The 15266-nt window shown below is 59.8% G+C and carries 18 protein-coding genes, 1 tRNA gene and 2 pseudogenes; 8 read left to right on the top strand and 13 right to left on the bottom strand.

Annotated features, from left to right (window positions below; translation table 11 throughout):
* The first annotated feature begins 26 nt into the window (after positions 1 to 26).
* A complete protein-coding gene (locus U0034_RS07415) occupies positions 27 to 1445 on the top strand; it encodes a hypothetical protein (RefSeq protein WP_085228208.1) in 1419 nt (472 codons plus the stop codon).
* A 663-nt stretch (positions 1446 to 2108) separates the two neighbouring features.
* Here the strand turns inward: U0034_RS07415 and U0034_RS07420 are convergent.
* The 3 genes from U0034_RS07420 to U0034_RS07430 form a co-directional block, all read right to left on the bottom strand.
* Positions 2109 to 2585, bottom strand: a complete 477-nt coding sequence (locus U0034_RS07420) for a tetratricopeptide repeat protein (RefSeq protein WP_158243563.1) — start codon at positions 2583 to 2585, stop codon at positions 2109 to 2111.
* Between the two features lie 72 nt (positions 2586 to 2657).
* Positions 2658 to 3137 (bottom strand): hypothetical protein, encoded by a 480-nt coding sequence (locus U0034_RS07425; protein WP_085228210.1) that lies wholly within the window; start codon positions 3135 to 3137, stop codon positions 2658 to 2660.
* Positions 3134 to 4399: a PAAR domain-containing protein gene (locus U0034_RS07430; protein WP_085228211.1), complete on the bottom strand. Its 1266-nt coding sequence runs from the start codon at positions 4397 to 4399 to the stop codon at positions 3134 to 3136. The genes U0034_RS07425 and U0034_RS07430 overlap by 4 nt, the downstream gene beginning before the upstream one ends.
* 18 nt (positions 4400 to 4417) lie before the next feature.
* Between U0034_RS07430 and U0034_RS07435 the strand changes: the two genes are divergently transcribed.
* The 7 genes and pseudogenes from U0034_RS07435 to U0034_RS07465 all read left to right on the top strand — a co-directional run bounded on the left by U0034_RS07435 (position 4418) and on the right by U0034_RS07465 (position 8710).
* Positions 4418 to 4687, top strand: a complete 270-nt coding sequence (locus tag U0034_RS07435) for a hypothetical protein (protein ID WP_085228212.1) — start codon at positions 4418 to 4420, stop codon at positions 4685 to 4687.
* Between the two features lie 363 nt (positions 4688 to 5050).
* Entirely contained in the window at positions 5051 to 5671 is a 621-nt protein-coding gene (locus tag U0034_RS07440; protein ID WP_139831165.1) for a hypothetical protein, read from the top strand.
* A 131-nt stretch (positions 5672 to 5802) separates the two neighbouring features.
* Positions 5803 to 6461, top strand: a pseudogene (locus U0034_RS07445) (DNA adenine methylase); the annotation flags it as partial.
* A gap of 111 nt (positions 6462 to 6572) precedes the next feature.
* Positions 6573 to 7007, top strand: coding sequence for a DUF2778 domain-containing protein (locus tag U0034_RS07450; protein WP_233212023.1), 435 nt, complete (start codon positions 6573 to 6575; stop codon positions 7005 to 7007).
* Positions 7008 to 7470: 463 nt separating this feature from the next.
* Entirely contained in the window at positions 7471 to 7968 is a 498-nt protein-coding gene (locus tag U0034_RS07455; RefSeq protein ID WP_233212024.1) for a P-loop NTPase family protein, read from the top strand.
* Positions 7969 to 8082: 114 nt separating this feature from the next.
* The gene (locus U0034_RS07460) at positions 8083 to 8355 is read left to right on the top strand and encodes a hypothetical protein (RefSeq protein ID WP_162801006.1); all 273 of its coding nucleotides are present in this window, start codon (positions 8083 to 8085) and stop codon (positions 8353 to 8355) included.
* Positions 8352 to 8710: pseudogene (locus tag U0034_RS07465) on the top strand (type II toxin-antitoxin system HicB family antitoxin). The gene U0034_RS07460 and the pseudogene U0034_RS07465 overlap by 4 nt, the downstream one beginning before the upstream one ends.
* Positions 8711 to 8989: 279 nt before the next feature.
* Here U0034_RS07465 and U0034_RS07470 read toward each other — a convergent pair.
* The 10 genes from U0034_RS07470 to U0034_RS07515 form a co-directional block, all read right to left on the bottom strand.
* Positions 8990 to 9274: a type II toxin-antitoxin system RelE/ParE family toxin gene (locus U0034_RS07470; RefSeq protein WP_085228219.1), complete on the bottom strand. Its 285-nt coding sequence runs from the start codon at positions 9272 to 9274 to the stop codon at positions 8990 to 8992.
* The gene (locus U0034_RS07475) at positions 9274 to 9561 is read right to left on the bottom strand and encodes a CopG family ribbon-helix-helix protein (RefSeq protein ID WP_085228220.1); all 288 of its coding nucleotides are present in this window, start codon (positions 9559 to 9561) and stop codon (positions 9274 to 9276) included. Before U0034_RS07475 ends, U0034_RS07470 begins: the two co-directional genes overlap by 1 nt.
* Before the next feature lie 103 nt (positions 9562 to 9664).
* The gene (locus U0034_RS07480) at positions 9665 to 9874 is read right to left on the bottom strand and encodes a hypothetical protein (protein WP_233212025.1); all 210 of its coding nucleotides are present in this window, start codon (positions 9872 to 9874) and stop codon (positions 9665 to 9667) included.
* Positions 9861 to 10376, bottom strand: coding sequence for a hypothetical protein (locus tag U0034_RS07485; RefSeq protein ID WP_102623072.1), 516 nt, complete (start codon positions 10374 to 10376; stop codon positions 9861 to 9863). The genes U0034_RS07480 and U0034_RS07485 overlap by 14 nt, the downstream gene beginning before the upstream one ends.
* A gap of 115 nt (positions 10377 to 10491) precedes the next feature.
* A complete protein-coding gene (locus U0034_RS07490) occupies positions 10492 to 11739 on the bottom strand; it encodes an abortive infection family protein (RefSeq protein ID WP_085228222.1) in 1248 nt (415 codons plus the stop codon).
* A 67-nt stretch (positions 11740 to 11806) separates the two neighbouring features.
* Positions 11807 to 12796 carry a tyrosine-type recombinase/integrase gene (locus U0034_RS07495; protein WP_085228223.1) on the bottom strand — a complete coding sequence of 330 codons (990 nt, stop codon included), beginning with the start codon at positions 12794 to 12796 and terminating at the stop codon, positions 11807 to 11809.
* A gap of 7 nt (positions 12797 to 12803) precedes the next feature.
* Positions 12804 to 13724, bottom strand: coding sequence for a hypothetical protein (locus U0034_RS07500; RefSeq protein WP_085228224.1), 921 nt, complete (start codon positions 13722 to 13724; stop codon positions 12804 to 12806).
* A 197-nt stretch (positions 13725 to 13921) separates the two neighbouring features.
* Positions 13922 to 13997 (bottom strand) — tRNA-Thr (locus U0034_RS07505).
* A 20-nt stretch (positions 13998 to 14017) separates the two neighbouring features.
* Positions 14018 to 14515 (bottom strand): ClpXP protease specificity-enhancing factor, encoded by a 498-nt coding sequence (locus U0034_RS07510; RefSeq protein ID WP_085228225.1) that lies wholly within the window; start codon positions 14513 to 14515, stop codon positions 14018 to 14020.
* 65 nt (positions 14516 to 14580) lie between these two features.
* Positions 14581 to 15192: a glutathione S-transferase N-terminal domain-containing protein gene (locus U0034_RS07515; RefSeq protein WP_012734444.1), complete on the bottom strand. Its 612-nt coding sequence runs from the start codon at positions 15190 to 15192 to the stop codon at positions 14581 to 14583.
* Between the last annotated feature and the right edge of the window lie 74 nt (positions 15193 to 15266).

Consider the following 15266-nt stretch of genomic DNA (forward strand, 5'->3'; position numbering starts at 1 on the left):
CACGACGTACGCAACCAGGACTTCCCATGCCCGACATGATCCAATCCCACCTGCCCCCCGCCGACTTCACCTCGCCCGCAGAGACGGACGCTCCCCCGTCCGCCGCCGCGATTGCGCGGCCGCTGCGTCGCAGCGCATCGGAGGGCGCGCTTGCCGGCCTCGCGCCACCGGCGCGGCGTTCGGCAGCGGCCCCCCCCGCAGGCAGGCTGATCCAGCGCCGCAACAGCCTGCCTGCGGTACAGAGCACGCGCGCCCGCGCGTCGATCGACGCCGCGCCGGCCGCCCCCGCAGCAGCCCCCGCAGCCCTGCCCACGGACGACGATCGGCGTGCGCAGCCGTCCCCCGCTGCGCCGTCCGCCGCCGTCACGCACGCAGACGAGCAACCCACATCGGCCTCGGAGAGTCTCGGGTCGACGACAGCACCGCGGCGCGCAGGCCTGCCGCTGTATATGGCGATGCAAGCCGCTCGCCATCTGGTGCCGGTGGCTGGCGTACGCACGGCCGTACAGGGACTCGCGGCGCCTGCCGTGGCGAGGATGATCGAAACGCATCCCGACGGTGCACTCGCCTCGCAAATCGCGCTGACGACGTGGTCGCTTGTGCGTCAGTTGGGCTCGACCTGGCACAGCGAAGCCCGCGCGGACGCCGCCACGCGTGCGTTTCTCGGGGAAACGACCGACTCGCCGGACCATACGTCGCGCCGCGTATGGCAGGGCATTCAGCGCACGGGCGCATTGGCCTGCGATATCGCTTCGTTGATCCTGACCGCTCTCGCGCGCACGCACCCCGACTATGTGCCGATCGCGCAGGCAATGCTCGCTATTCAAGTACGCGGCCACCTTCTGTCCAGCGGCCGCGAGCTGCTTCATCCTACGATCAATACGGTTCGCGTCGGCCATCCCGACGCGCCCCTCCCAGCCAACGGCGGCAAGCTGCGCCCGTCCGACCTCACGGCGTCAAGCCACCTGGTTTACGGAGGTGCTGTAGCAACGATCGAATTCGTCTCGCAGATGCTGATGCAGGTCGTGCTCGGGGGCCGCGCCGCATGGGATGCGGGACTCGGTCTTGCGACGGCCGCGGGGGCCATTGCGGGGCTCGCCAATGCGGCCACATCGTCGGTCGAGGACACGTTGATCGACAATGCCGTCGAGCGCAATCTCCAAACCGCCGACGAGCGGCATGTGCGCAGCGTTCATTGGAGCTCGCATAACCCGTTCAGCAACAAGGAACTCGCGCGGCAACTCGAACGCGTCGACGTACGCACCTTCAATCAATTCGTCCCGGCGATGATCGCAGCCGGCGTGCTGCACGCGATTAGTCTTGATTCGGAATGGCGCGAGCGAGCCGCCACGGCGGGGATCAACGCGCTGCTGAACGGCGTCATCCTCGGCGGGCTCATGTCGGTCACGGCGCGCAGCTATCAGACGAGCGACGCGCTGCGCTAGCACGTGCCGCCGGCAGGCGGCCAACGGTTCCTCGACGCTGGACGCTAACGAATCATGTGTCGAGGAATTGCATGATCTGGTGCGCGACGGAACGCGGCGCTTACTCGGGCATGTCGTGCCCGCAGCGCTCGAACGCGCCGTCGCGCACGCCCGCGCGCCGTCGCCATCGTTCTTCACTCACGTTGCGATGACCAGCGCACGGGTATTTGTCGAAGCAGCAACGGCGACAAGTTTGATGGCGCTCATGATGTTCTCCACAAGACGGATTGAATAGCGGATCGGTTCGAAGTACCGCAGGTGAGTGATCAACCTTGCGTATCGATATTTGATCGCCGCGACGTATCCGGCTTGTTTCCGGTTCGAGCGTCATCTGCAAGCGCGTGTTTCCCGACGGGGCGTAGATACAATGCGCTACACATTACCCGGCGACGGCGGCTGCACGGCCGCTCGACGGTTCGCCATCCCTCGCACGGGCGACACGCCGGTATGCGCGGCGTGCGCACTGCTTGGGCAGTTGCGTTTAGAAAGCAGCGATAGTCGCGCTCGAACGGGAAGAACGCGCCAACGATTACCAGCGTACGCACTAAACGGTCCGTTCAAGGGCCGTGAGCCGGCCGTGGATGCGGTCGATGTTGCCGTTGCGGTAGACGAGGCGCTCGAGCGTCAAGCACGCAACAGATCGAGGCGACGCACGATCAGCTGCTTCATGTTTTCGTCGGGATTGAACACCAGGCACTTTTCCAGATCGGCAATAGCGGCTTTGTCATCGCCCAATTCGTGCAGCACGTTTGATCTGTTGTAGTAGGCGAATGGGTAGCTTGCATCCAGCTCGATCGCCTTGTTGAAGTACTCGAGCGACTTCTGCGGCTGTTTCAGTTGGAAGAAGATATTTCCGATGGTGCAATACGCCGTCACGTCGGCGTAGCCGAGCGCAAAAGCCCGCTCCAGGTCGCCGAGCGCCAAATCGAACTTCTTGAGCATCGCGTAGACCGTGCCACGATCGGCCAGTGCCAGCGCATTGTCCGGATCGACTTGCAGCACGTCGCCATACAGGGCGAGCGCATCGTCGATGCGCTGCTGTTCCAGGAAGCCTCGCGCCCTCATGCAAAAGGGCGACAGGTCAATTTTGTTTTCACTCATTCGATCACTCATGCTCCCGGCGAGCCGCTACGGCAAGCGCGCCATCCAATGCGATTCGTAAGACATCGATATTTATGCCGCGCCACGGTCCGTTTGCGCTATGAGCGCTTGCAGGTAGGCCTCGACTGCGTCCAGGCGTACCGCGGAAGCGTTGGGCCGCTTGGGGTCTTGACGCGCGCAATCGCGCAGCGAAGCCGGCACATCCGTGCTCGACCATAACTCGCGCTGCTGGAAGATCGCGTACGTCGTACCGTCGATGGGCTCCACGAACAGGTGACCGTGCCACGCTTCCTCATACAGTTTGCCAGACACGGACTTCAAAAAAACGAGCGCCGTATTGCCCACTGCCAGCGGCGACTGCCCCCAGTGCGCGGGACTGCCGACGAACTCGATCTCCGATCCAAGCGATGCGGCATCGACCCCTTTGCGCGCGGCATATATTCGCGTGACTCGCGCTCTGAAGCATTGGGGACGCGGCGCCCCCAAGATTTCGACCATTACCGGATCGCAATTCGATACCTTGTCCGACAGGAAATGCTTCGTGCCGCTCATTTCGGTACCCAGGGTTGTCCCACTTTCTCGAGCTCGGGAAAGTAGAGTCGCATGTTGCCGGACGCTTCGGGAATCGGTATGCCAAGACTGCTCGGGAAAGTCGCGCAGTTATAGGTGTTGGCATTTTTGCCGGGGAAGCCATAGAACACGTTGTCCATGGGATTATCGACCCCGATCGCCTCGTGAGCGGCCTTGATCGCGTCGAAATCGGCTTGCGAAAGAGGAATCTTCTGCTCGATCACCGTTTGGGGCACGCCATCGCGGCCTATCGCGGGATTCTTCGCAACCGACGCGAAGACACCCGTATCGTCAGTAATGATGCCGGGATAGCTCTCGCCGTGACGAAGGGATTGAACGGCATCGTAAGCGGGCATACCCTCCGGCACCTTGGGACCGAACCCGAAGATTTGCTGCCCACCGTCGAAAGAGTATCCAACGTGGCCCGTTACGACGTAAGGATGTGGAGCGTCCGCCGCCAACAGATCTTGCGTGGAGCCGGCCCCGCGGAATCCATAGAGCGAAATGGTGGGCTGCTCCGTCGAACCGGCGGCAGCTTGCGCGGCTTCGATCTGCGCCGCCTCGCCAGCAACCGACGTGGCACTTTTTGCGCCTGCAGCAAGCCCTGCACCTTTCGCTCCGGCGTACCCTCCGAGCAGGCTTCCGCCAAGCATCGACCACTTTTGCCCGTCGGAGCCTTCTCCGAAGACTTTGCCGCCGATCCACGCACCCGCCTCGCCACCGACGAAGCCGCCTGCCGCCCCCAGGACAGCTAACACAGGCCCCGCAAGCACCGCGGCAGCAGCAACGCCGACCGCGGTCAGGGTCCAGTTGACCCAGGCGGGGACCTCGGAGTCCGCCTCGCCGACAGTCGCGCCGCCGATAAAAACGTTGGGCGACCCATCGTTGATCAGCGCGCCGCACTTGAGCCGATCCTCTTTGCGGCTCGCCGGCTGCGAATTGATAAAGACCGTGGAGGAGCCTTGGGCGACGATTTGCGGCGGACCGGAGTGATCGCTGCACACGCCCTGGCTCAGGTTTGCGCGCATCGCCGCTCGGCTGTTGACAAATACGTTGGGCGAGCCCCTTATCAGACTTCCCGTGACATGCCGCGGCGCCCACGACATCGTGCCCAGGATTTCACCGAGGCCGCCGCCGGCAGCCGCTCCAGCCGCAACGGCCGCTATGACGGTCAACGCCGCGCCCCCGGTCACGATGACGGCGGCGGCTCCAATCACTGCGCCGGCAATCAACCCGGCGATCATCCACCCTTTGGACGCGGTATGCGCGACTGGATCGCCAAGTCGCGCGGCGGCGAGCAATGTTCCCACGCGTTCTCCCTCTTAACTGGCGCCGGCAACTATCATCAGATAGCCCGGCACGGCTGGGGCGGCTGGGACGTTCTGTATCCCAACAATCCCTTTCACCGGTTTCGCTTCGTCGAGTCGCTCATGCAAAGGCGCAAGTGTCCCGCGACCTACCAGACTCACCGCAGCAGTGCTCACCCCGTGCCGCCGATTTTGGGCGCGATAGATTCGATTGCTGGAGACTAGGCGCTTCCGCCCCATCTGGGACGGTTGAGACGGCGCTTCGAGTGTAGCCAGTCGGTGTCATGAATTGACCTCATTCGACGCTCCAACGAGCGAGCGGCAACAAGAGACGGCGCACCACCGCACTCGCCGGTGCACCCGAACTGTACTTTTAAGCGCGCAGAAAGCACAAGGGGTTACATGAAAACTCGTGTAACCCCTCGATCGTATTGGCCGCAGGAATGGTATTGACGTCTTAATGGACTGATTCCAATAGGAATCCCCGCAAACAAAGATCCAATACACCCCCAAACGTACCCCCATACACCGAGAGACCTGCTAGAGCGACCTCACGGAGCATATGTGTATGCTACAGGCACCAACGTCATGGACACGCCGACAGTGGAAAAATCAAGAACGATGGTCAGTTTGACTCCGGACAAGATCGCCAAGATCAAGACGACGGCAGTGCGCGGACGGCCATACGCGCCGCGCATCAGTATCGCCCTCGCAGTCCGGCTTCTGGATAAGCGCGATCGGTACTTCGACCCGTTCGCCGTGTTGCACGAAATCGACTATCTCGAAGGCATCCGCCCGACATCCAAAACAAAGCGTGAATCGCCATTCAAGGGATCTCACCTTCAACCCTTTTGGCATAAGCACTTCAGCTCGGCCCGGCACCTTGTCCGAAATATCGGAATCCGCTGGAATCTCGCCGATGGCGGGAACAGAGATCTAGATCGGATGCTGCGCGAAGTCGCTGAGACATACGGCGAAGATCCCGAACTGTGGCAAGCCTACCTCGTGCACCGCCTCGTAGTCGGCGGATTCGAGGAACGAGCCCAAAGGGGGCTAACTGGCGATTGGATCATCTACGCGAAACACGATGGCGTGAATTATTACTTGGATCTCGCCACGCACGAAGAGGGTGAGCCGGGGCACGCTGAAGAGCTATCGAAAAAATTGCGCGATGGCTGCTTCGCGGAATTTCCCTTCGCCTTTCCGTGACACACCACCAAGGAAACATGCGTCCCGTACACCGCAGGGGCGAATTTTTGTTGGAGATTTGGAGACAAGCGTTCATTTCGGTCGGTGTGACCTGCCTGGATTTCTTCGGGCCATTTCAATCTTGGAGAACGGCGCCGGTCGAAGTGCTTAACGATATCAACGGCGAGCTGGTGAATCTATACCGTGTGATGCAGCACCACGTCGAAGAGTTCGTGCCCCAGTTCAAGTCGGCAATTTCGAGCCGGCAGGTCTTCAAGTGGCATCAGCAGAGCCGCCCCGAGACGCTCACCGATATTCAGCGCGCCGCGCGCTTCTACTACCTGCAACAGCACGCGTTCGGCGGCAAGGTCGACGGGCAGACGTTCGATACGGCGACGACTGCACCGTCGATCAACCTCGTGCGCATCGAAGAGGTGCTGTCAGCCGCGCATTTGCGGCTTGCCGGTGCCAAGTCGAAAATCTGCCGTGGCACGAGTGCATAAACCGGTATGACCGGCCGCATCGCTTCTTCTATTGCGATCCGCCGTACTGGCAGACCGAGGGATACGGCGTGCCGTTTCCGTTCGAGGAGTATGAGCGGATGGCGGCTGCGATGCGCGCCTGCAAGGGCAAGGTGATGGTCAGCATCAACGACCACCCGGACATTCGGCGCGCATTCGACAGTTTCCCAATGCTCGGCCTCTCGATCAAATACAGCGTCAACAACACGTCGGGTAGCGGTGCGTCGACGAACCGTGAGCTGGTGATTACGAACTGGGAGCCCGGCACGGAAACAGGTGGGCTGTTCTAGGTCGGCGACACAATTGTCTGTTGTATCCTTCGAGAGAGGGTAGTCAAACAACAATCCGAGGGCTTTTATGGTCGCAAAGTGCACTTACGCGCTAAACACAGACAGATCAGCATGATCACGTGCGACGGCGGGGCATTTGCCGCATTTTCGGGAGACAAGGGCCACGAAAACAAAGTATCTGACGTTGCACTGAAAGACCTTGGTCCCATTCCGAGGGGCATCTACTACATCATCGACCGCCAGAGCGGTGGCCGTATGGGCTGGCTTTGGGATCCGATCATGGACATGTACAGCCACTCGAAGCACAATGAATGGTTCGCCCTGCGGCCGGCCCAGCATCCCAACGACGATTGGACCGTTGTGGACGGCGTTAAGCGGACGAGCCTTCGTTTGCACCCTGTCGGAAGCCATGGGCGAAGCGAGGGGTGCATTACCCTCGTATCGCCGCCGCAGTTCCAGCAATTGAGGCAATACCTCAAGTCGCAGTCGACGATGTACATTCCTGGTACTTTCACCAAGTACTATGGGACGGTGGTGGTGAAATGAAAATCGTCTTGCGTGTTGTTGCCGTCCTGGTCCTGACGCACCTCTACACGTTACTTATCTATCGGTGGCCACCACTTGCTCACATCGCCGACCGTGTTATAGACGGCGAATTGGGGCAGAGGGCATATGTCTGGCTAATGAGCCTCTTTGGCTGGGAGGGCGCGGAGAACGGGGAAACGCTTCTTCTGATCTTTTTTGTCTTAATCGCGCTTGCGGCTGCCTGCCTCACGGTGCTTATCGCGTCCCGCTTGATCTTGGCGCCACTGTGTCGCCGACACGTGCAGGGGCAAGCGAACAGGTAAGCGGCGTCGGTAAGCTCGTGGGTTCACGGCACAGACATCTGAAGGCAGTCGCAAATCCTGCTTGAGCCACTACAATCGGGATGCCCATTTGTGCAAAAAATTTCGCGATGTGCCGGTCGGGCCGGGCGTCCGACCGGCACGTCTCTTCTTGGGGCCTCCGTATGAATTTGCTTAGAACGCTGATAGTGGGGAATTCGGGTTCGGGAAAGAGCTGGCTTGCCGAACGAATTGCAAATCACATGGGATCACCCTGTATAGATTTGGATTCGATTCATTGGCTTCCAGGCGGGTACAACGTTGCTCGCGAGCGCAACGAGGCCGTACAGCTGCTGCGAGATGCCGCGAAAGCTGAGCGCTGGGTGATTGAAGGAATTTACGGCTCGCTCGTCAGTGAGGTCCGTACCGACTCTACGGCACTGATCTGGCTGTGTCTCGACGAAGCGGAATGCATTGAGAACATTCGCCGGCGCGGTATCCGCCGTGAAGGAAACGCGGCTTCATTCGCAGCATTGTTGGATTGGGCTTCGACGTATCGAAGCCGCCAGGGACCGAGTTCATACATTGGCCACCAGAGACTGTTTGACGACTACGGGGCAGATAAGCGGGTTCTTCGATCACGCGATGCTGTAATGGCCTTCTTGGATCGTTTGGAAGCATAGCGTGTCGTCGTGGCTCAGCTGTGCGCAGACGCCGCCTATATCGACACGGCAGTGTCAATACGGCGTTCGTTAGACGCTTACGTCGTGTGCGGAGCTCCGAAGTCTTATTCTTGGATGCAGCCCTACGCCGACGTGAGCGCCGATGATTTGATCGCGTACATCGAGAGCGTTATCGGGAAGACACCGGATGCATTGACGGACGCCCCGACCACGCCTCTCGGGGATGCGCAACCATTCGAGTATGAGGGCAGCGCGCCGCTCGCCGATCTGCAACAACAGGCGGGCGTCTTTCTTACGCCAGCGGAGGAGGCTGAGTGCGAAATGCAATTCGCTGATCAGGTGGAAGGTTTGCGCGACTGGTTTATCGAGATGGGGATCAAGCCATGACCAATGCCATGAACTACAAGGGGTATTTCGCTCGCATCGATTTCGACGGGCGAGACAACATTTTTGTTGGCCACGTACTCGGCGTGGACGATAGGATCAGCTTTCACGGGGAGACGGTCACTGAGTTGACCGATGATTTCCACGCGGCCGTGGATCACTATCTGAGCGACTGCGAACAGGCTGGACGCAAGCCTCAAAAACCGCGTCAGGAAAGCTGATGTTGCGCATCGATCCAGATGTTCACGCACAAGTCGGAATCGCCGCCGCGGTGTCCGGGGAAAGCACCAATCAGTGGTCAGAAGAAGTGTTGGGGCGCGCCGCCCGCGAAGTGCTGGAACACGCGACTCACGCGTGACGATCGTTCAGCATTGCTTGCAAACATTGGAAACGTCAAGGGGCTACGCAAACTTCGCGTAACCCCTTGTCAGATATGGTGCCGGCTGCAGGACTCGAACCCGCCACCTGATGATTACAAATTTTCAATTAAATCAATAAGTTACTGATACTTAAGGGAAAGTAACCGTAACGTAGCACAACAGAAAGTATTTTATATCCAGTAACTTAGCGTAAATGAGCGGAAGCTGAAAAAATCTAGCTGTGTACCGCTAGCGTACCGGGAACGCCGTCAAAGTCACTACTCTCGGACGGGCGGCCATTGGCGAGACGTATGGACCACGTTCAACACTCGCACCAAGTCGCCGGCCACGTCATAGATCAGTAAGTAGCTCTGGTGCGCGACCAGCTCGCGCGTGCCGGCTACGCGGCCAACCCGGCCTAGGCTCGGATGATCGACCAGCAGCGCGGCTTTTTCCTCGAACAGCTCATCGAGGTCCAGCGCGGCAACCGGGTTGTCAGCCTCAATGTAATCGTAAATATCGTCGCGATCTTGTATCGCCTCTGGCGTCCAGAACAACTCCATCACTTCGACGCTTCAAGCCGGCGACGCGTCTCAGCTCGACGCGCTGCGAATTTGGCTTCGACCTCTGCGGCCGGCACCAGATTACCGGCGTTGGCCGAGGCCCTTGAGCGCTCGACCTTGGCGCGCAGCCATGCGTCGTATTCTGCCGCTTCCTGTTGCTGCTTCACGTAGTCGCGCATGAAGTCTCGTAGGAGTTGCGCGCCCGTGCGGTCGTGGGCCTTCGCGGCCGTGGAGAACTCGCTTTTCAGGGCCTCATCGACCCGGAACGTAAAGGTTGCCTCGCTCATGGCGTTTGCTCCATGTGTTACCCAACAAGTGCATTGTAACACATGGAGCAAACGCCAGCGCCCTCGCCTGAATCAGCGAACCAACCAGCACGCGCCAATGGCGTCACTGCAAGCCATCCCGGCGCGGCCTCGCGCCGGACTCCGACGACAACGCCGGTGCATCGTCAAAGGCCCTTGTCATCTGACGAAGCGCGATTTGTAGCTCACCTTGGGCTCCGTCTTCAAGTATGCTGTTCAGCAAATCGATCGCATATGCCGGGTCTTCGCGGAAGACCGCAGCCATCGCGTCATCGTGGGCTCTATCGTTCATCATTCCGTCTCGCACCCTGCACCTGCTTTGCCCTCAAAATCGCTTCGGCCTGGATGTTGATCTGTTCTTCGCGCTCAGCGTCGTAAGCGGCAAGCCGTTCACGCTTGGTTGCCCGTAAACCACGATAGGCAAGATACGAGAAACCGATCACATACAGCGTTCCCAACATCGCGCCGACCCATCGGTCAGTCTGTCCGGTTTGCATCGCGCCCCGCGCCTGCATAAACGCGAAGAACCCAAAAAAGGCGATGACCAGGTAGACAAATTTCTGCGAACGAGCGCCCCTCTTGCGAAGAAGCATGTACAGAGCGGCATACAGCAATGGTAGAAGCACAACGTTCGCGGCAACGGCGGCGGCAGGCTGCGTGGCGGACGGCGCCTGCTGGCCGACCCACGTTGCAGCCGACGCCGGCAACATCAGTAGGGCCAAGTAGAGCACTGCCCTACCGCCCCAGACCATCCATAGTGGGTACAGCGTTATCGTAGTCCGCTCTGCCGACGCCATAAAAATCTCCTTTCACGTTGGGCGTCTTGAGTTTAGAACACGATTCACTCACACACGACAGGGTTTGCCTTTCGCGACCCAATTGCGGGCGACGCGGCGGCCCCTACTCGAGGAACTAGCTTCGCCCCTTCGCCGTCTCTCGATGGCGGTACGTCTCAGCGACAAAGTCAATAAAAGCCACTGCGGATGCAACCGCCAACCTAGCATGGCGTGGCTGTAGTCCTCGGTATTGGCCGTCGCGACCGTGACCAGTTCCATACAGTCCACGTAACTGCGCCAGGTTATTGGTCAACTGCGTGAGATTGCGAAGAATAAGGCGAATATTGTCCGCGCCCTTCGTTTCGTCGTTGATCCCCTCGGGCACAAGTTGCAATTCCTTGGCAACCATTTTTGTGAGGTCGCCCAAGTCCTCAGACCTTGTGAACGCCACGCCGCGCTTCGTCAAAATGGTCTTGCAGCAAGTTTCAATCAGCTCCTTGGCAGTCCCGATCGCTAGTGCTGGGTCACGGTCAACAGCGTTTTCCAAACGCTCGATTTCCTTTGCCATCCAACCGGCGTCTAACGCATCGGCGACAGTTCGAGCACGGGACACGGACCGGAAGCCGCTATGACTGACTTGACGATACGCAAAGCGAGGGCGCCCAGCGATACGTTCCTCTTCGTACAGCTCCCATCCGCCTTGACGCAACTGATCGTTGAAATGCGAAACCAGCTTAATGGCCTCCTCGCGATCGGGTCGCACGACAGGGTGTACCACTTCACATAAAAAGCGTAAGAAGCCCTCGACAGGTCCGTCAACAAGATTGAATCGATCGTCGGAGAAAACCCAGTCGCGATCCCAGTCATTGTTGTTAATGCAATGCTGCCAAATGTCGCCGGCGGCATCCTTGAAGCGACTATCGGTGGACGGCAACCGCTGCAGATCAAACAACCTGCTCAAGAACTCAACGTCATCCAGCTTGCCGCACCAAACCACATCTTCCAGTCGCATGGCATCGAAGATGTTGATGCGGATCTGGCGCGGCAAGCCTAAGTCTCCCGCTCGCCAATCCTGTCGCGTCACCTTCGCCGGGACAATGCGGGCGGAATACCAGTCCTGCGTGTCGTGTTCGAGAATTGTCTTAAGCCGTGCTGTGATTTGCTCTTCTAGCTGGCCTCGCCTGGCCCCCAAGCGTGCGAACTCTTGCGTCGGTACCTCAAACTGAACCTCCCAGATTTCCGTGCCGCCGTTCCAATTGTCATAACCTGTCTGTTCCGCGCGTGCTGGGTGCTCGCGCACCAAACTGGCGGCTTCATTCATGCCCTCCGCTTGAAGCAGCCCATGAACCGTCGCTAGCGTCTCCTCCAACAATTTCTTGTCCATCCCACACCCATTTTTACAGAAAGGTTTGCTCAGTCGTCACTAGCCTCCAAAGGCTGCCGCCGTTTTACTAGCAATGCGAACCGTGCCGCACCGAAGGTGCTGCACCTTGCCGACGCCAGTCTATCCTGCTCAAGCCGGCCTCAACAAGCCGGCTCACGGCTTCATGGCGCAGATCATGGAAATGCAGATCGGCCAAACCCAGATCCTTTACCATGCTGGCCCAAAGCTTCTGAAATACGTAGGGCTTGCGCTTCCCGTCCCGCCCTGGCTCCCCGAAAAAGACGAGATCGGTGTCGAGCGGCCTTATAGGATTGTCCAAGGCTGAACGCAGTATTTCGACCGCCGCGCGGGTCAACGGCACCAACCGCGCGGAGCCGTTCTTCGTGTCCTTGAGAGCAACCACGCGGCGGTTCAGATCGACTTGCGATCGGCATAGGCTCGTGATCTCCGATGACCGCATGCCCGTTTCGACGGCCAGCCGCACGATCCATCCGAGCATCGGATTGCTATGAGCATCAGCGGCCGCGAAAAGCCGTTGCTGTTCCTCCGGCGTCAAGCGCCGGTCACGTCCCGCGCCGGGGCTTGGTTTCCGGACGTTCGCAACTGGATTGAACGTCAAGCCGATCCCCCACTCCTGAATCGCAACCCGGAATAGATGGCCGAGCATCGCCAGCTCGATGCGCACGGTATTGTTTGATTTGCCGGCCGCCAATCGTTCATCGCGGTACTTGGCGACGAGTTCGGCACTAACGGCCGCCATCGAATATTTCCCGAAGAATGCGGTTAAGTGTTGCGAGGTAAAGCGCTCGCTGCGTTGAGTGGTCGGCTTCTTGGTAGCCGACACCTCGTCCATGTAACGCTTCAATCCCGCCGAGACCGTCAATTTCTCGGATGGCGCACGCGACAGATAGACGCCTCGCACCATCTCGTCCTCCGTGCGACGCGCCCAGTCGTCCGCATCGCGCTTCGTGCGGAAAGTCTTCGAGGTGGTAGGCCAGCCGATTTTGCGAATGACGGCCTTCCAAGTCCCAGACGGAGTCTTGACGATCGTCGCCATATCGATCCTATTTGCAGGCTTTGGCCAAATCGGACAACGGGCGCGATGGCGACTCAGGCAAGCTGAATGGCGCATCGCCGAATGATCGGATCACGGACCCTTTCTCGCCGAGCAATACGAAAGTGCTACCAAAGCCCTGCAAGAGATAGAACGGTTCCCTTCTCGATCCCGGAGCGTCGGGATCGGCTAGCGTCACCGAGCGATATTGCGACAGCATTGAGCGACCTTCGCACGCCCACGTTTGTAGCGTTGTGCTAGCAACCTTCGCCGGAATGTACTGGTAGGGAATGTGCCCGGTAACGGCCGCATACGTCTTGACGAAAGCTCGCGCGCCATCCGCCTTCGCCGGGCTAAGCAGCACGAGTTGCAACAAGAGGTAGATGCCCGTTGCGAAGAGCGTGACCGAGACCGTGAGTATCAGCGTTAGCGTGATAGGACGCAGCCGCTTGGCTGTCCCCGCAGAGCTCGTTTTGCGCGCCGTACGACGCAAGCGACGGCGTCCAATGAGTTTCCGTTTGATGCGTTCGATAACTGCCGCGCGCTGCTCGCGTGGAACCCGTTTGCCCGCAGCGCGCAGTGCATATGTCAATCGGAGGCGCAACGCTAACTCGGCGCATCTGTCTTGCCACCGGCCGCGGCGCTTTACCTTCGACCGTCGCCCAGCCCACCACTCCGGGACCACGACGTTTGCCCAAAGGTACAAGGTAGAAAGCACAACGACGAACGCCGCTGTGCGCCACACGCTCTGGAGCTGAACACCCGCGAGAATGGTGTCGTATAGGTCCGGCCGAAACATCATGCCGGGCACGCCGGCCATCTCGGCCCAGCCATCCAGGTGAGAACGACCGACTGCGTAACTGAGTGCGGCCGTCACCGAGAAAACTAGCGCAACGCCCTCGAATACGTGTTCGGTAAGGTATGCCCACATGCGTGAGCCAAGGCTCGGCCGCGGAAGCGGCGCGCTTTCGGAAGTGCTCGTCGTCACAGGTTATTTTTCCAGTTCGATCGCCTGCGGCGGGCATGACGAACGACCCGTCTGCACCCACCGGTGTACCGAAACTGTACTTTTTGACGCCGCAAAAGCACAAGGGGTTACGTGAATCTCACGTAACCCCTTGATTCTACTGGTGCCGGCTGCAGGACTCGAACCCGCCACCTGATGATTACAAATCAACTGCTCTACCAGATGAGCTAAGCCGGCGTTGAGCCCGAGATTCTACTTCATTTCACGATCTTGAGGTGACCTTTGCCGCCGCCTTTCGAACCGTCGTCACCGGGGGAAGGCGCGGGCGCATCGGGTGACGGCGAAGAGGCGGCCTCGGCCGGCGCGGCGTCGCCTTCGGTATCCGCGTCGCCCAGAGCAGAGTCCGCGGCGACGGGCCCCGGTGCACCCGCCGCGGTAACCGCCGGCTCCACCGGAAACGCCATGCCCTGCCCGTTCTCGCGCGCGTAAATCGCGAGCACGTTCGCCACCTGCACCTCGATCTTGTGCGCCTTGCCCGAAAAACGCGCGCTGAACTCGATCCACTCGTTGCCCATCTGCAGCTGGCTCGTGGCCTCGAAGCTGATGTTCAGCACGATCTCGTCGTTGTGCACGAACTGGCGCGGCACCCGCGTCTGGTTGTCCACGCGCACCGCGATATGCGGGGTATAGCCGTTATCCGTGCACCACTCGTAAAGCGCGCGCAGCAGATACGGCTTCGTCGGAATTTCTTGCATCGATTGTCCTCACTTGGAAGCAGTGCCGCCCGCCGAAGCAGGCCACACCGCGCCCCAAAGCGCCCTCAACGACGCATGACTTTTTCAGACGGCGTCAGTGCTTCGATATAAGCCGGCCGGCTGAAAATGCGCTCGGCGTACTTCATGAGCGGCGCGGCGTTCTTCGAGAGCTCGATGCCATAGTGGTCCAGGCGCCACAGCAACGGAGCAATCGCCACATCGAGCATCGAGAACTCTTCGCCGAGCATGTACTTGTTCTTCACGAAGATCGGCGCGAGCTGCGTCAGCCGGTCGCGAATCGCGAGGCGCGCCTTCTCGTGGTTCTTCTCGGCCGCCTTGCCCTTCTCGTTCTCGAGCGTGCTCACGTGCACGAACAGTTCCTTCTCGAAGTTCAGCAGGAACAGGCGCGCGCGGGCACGCTGCACCGGGTCGGCCGGCATCAGCTGCGGGTGCGGGAAACGCTCGTCGATGTACTCGTTGATGATGTTCGATTCGTACAGGATCAGGTCGCGCTCGACCAGAATCGGCACTTGACCGTACGGGTTCATCACCGCGATGTCTTCCGGCTTGTTGAAGAGGTCGACGTCGCGGATCTCGAAGTCCATCCCCTTTTCGAACAGAACCAGCCGGCAACGCTGGGAAAACGGGCAAGTAGTGCCGGAATACAGAACCATCATGTCTAAAGTTTCCTCAAAAAGCTCAAGGGCCGGCACGCCGAAAAGCCCGCCGAAGCGGGCTCTTCGTTGCGCCG

The sequence above is a fragment of the Trinickia caryophylli genome, assembly GCF_034424545.1.
Classification (GTDB): Bacteria; Pseudomonadota; Gammaproteobacteria; order Burkholderiales; family Burkholderiaceae; genus Trinickia; species Trinickia caryophylli.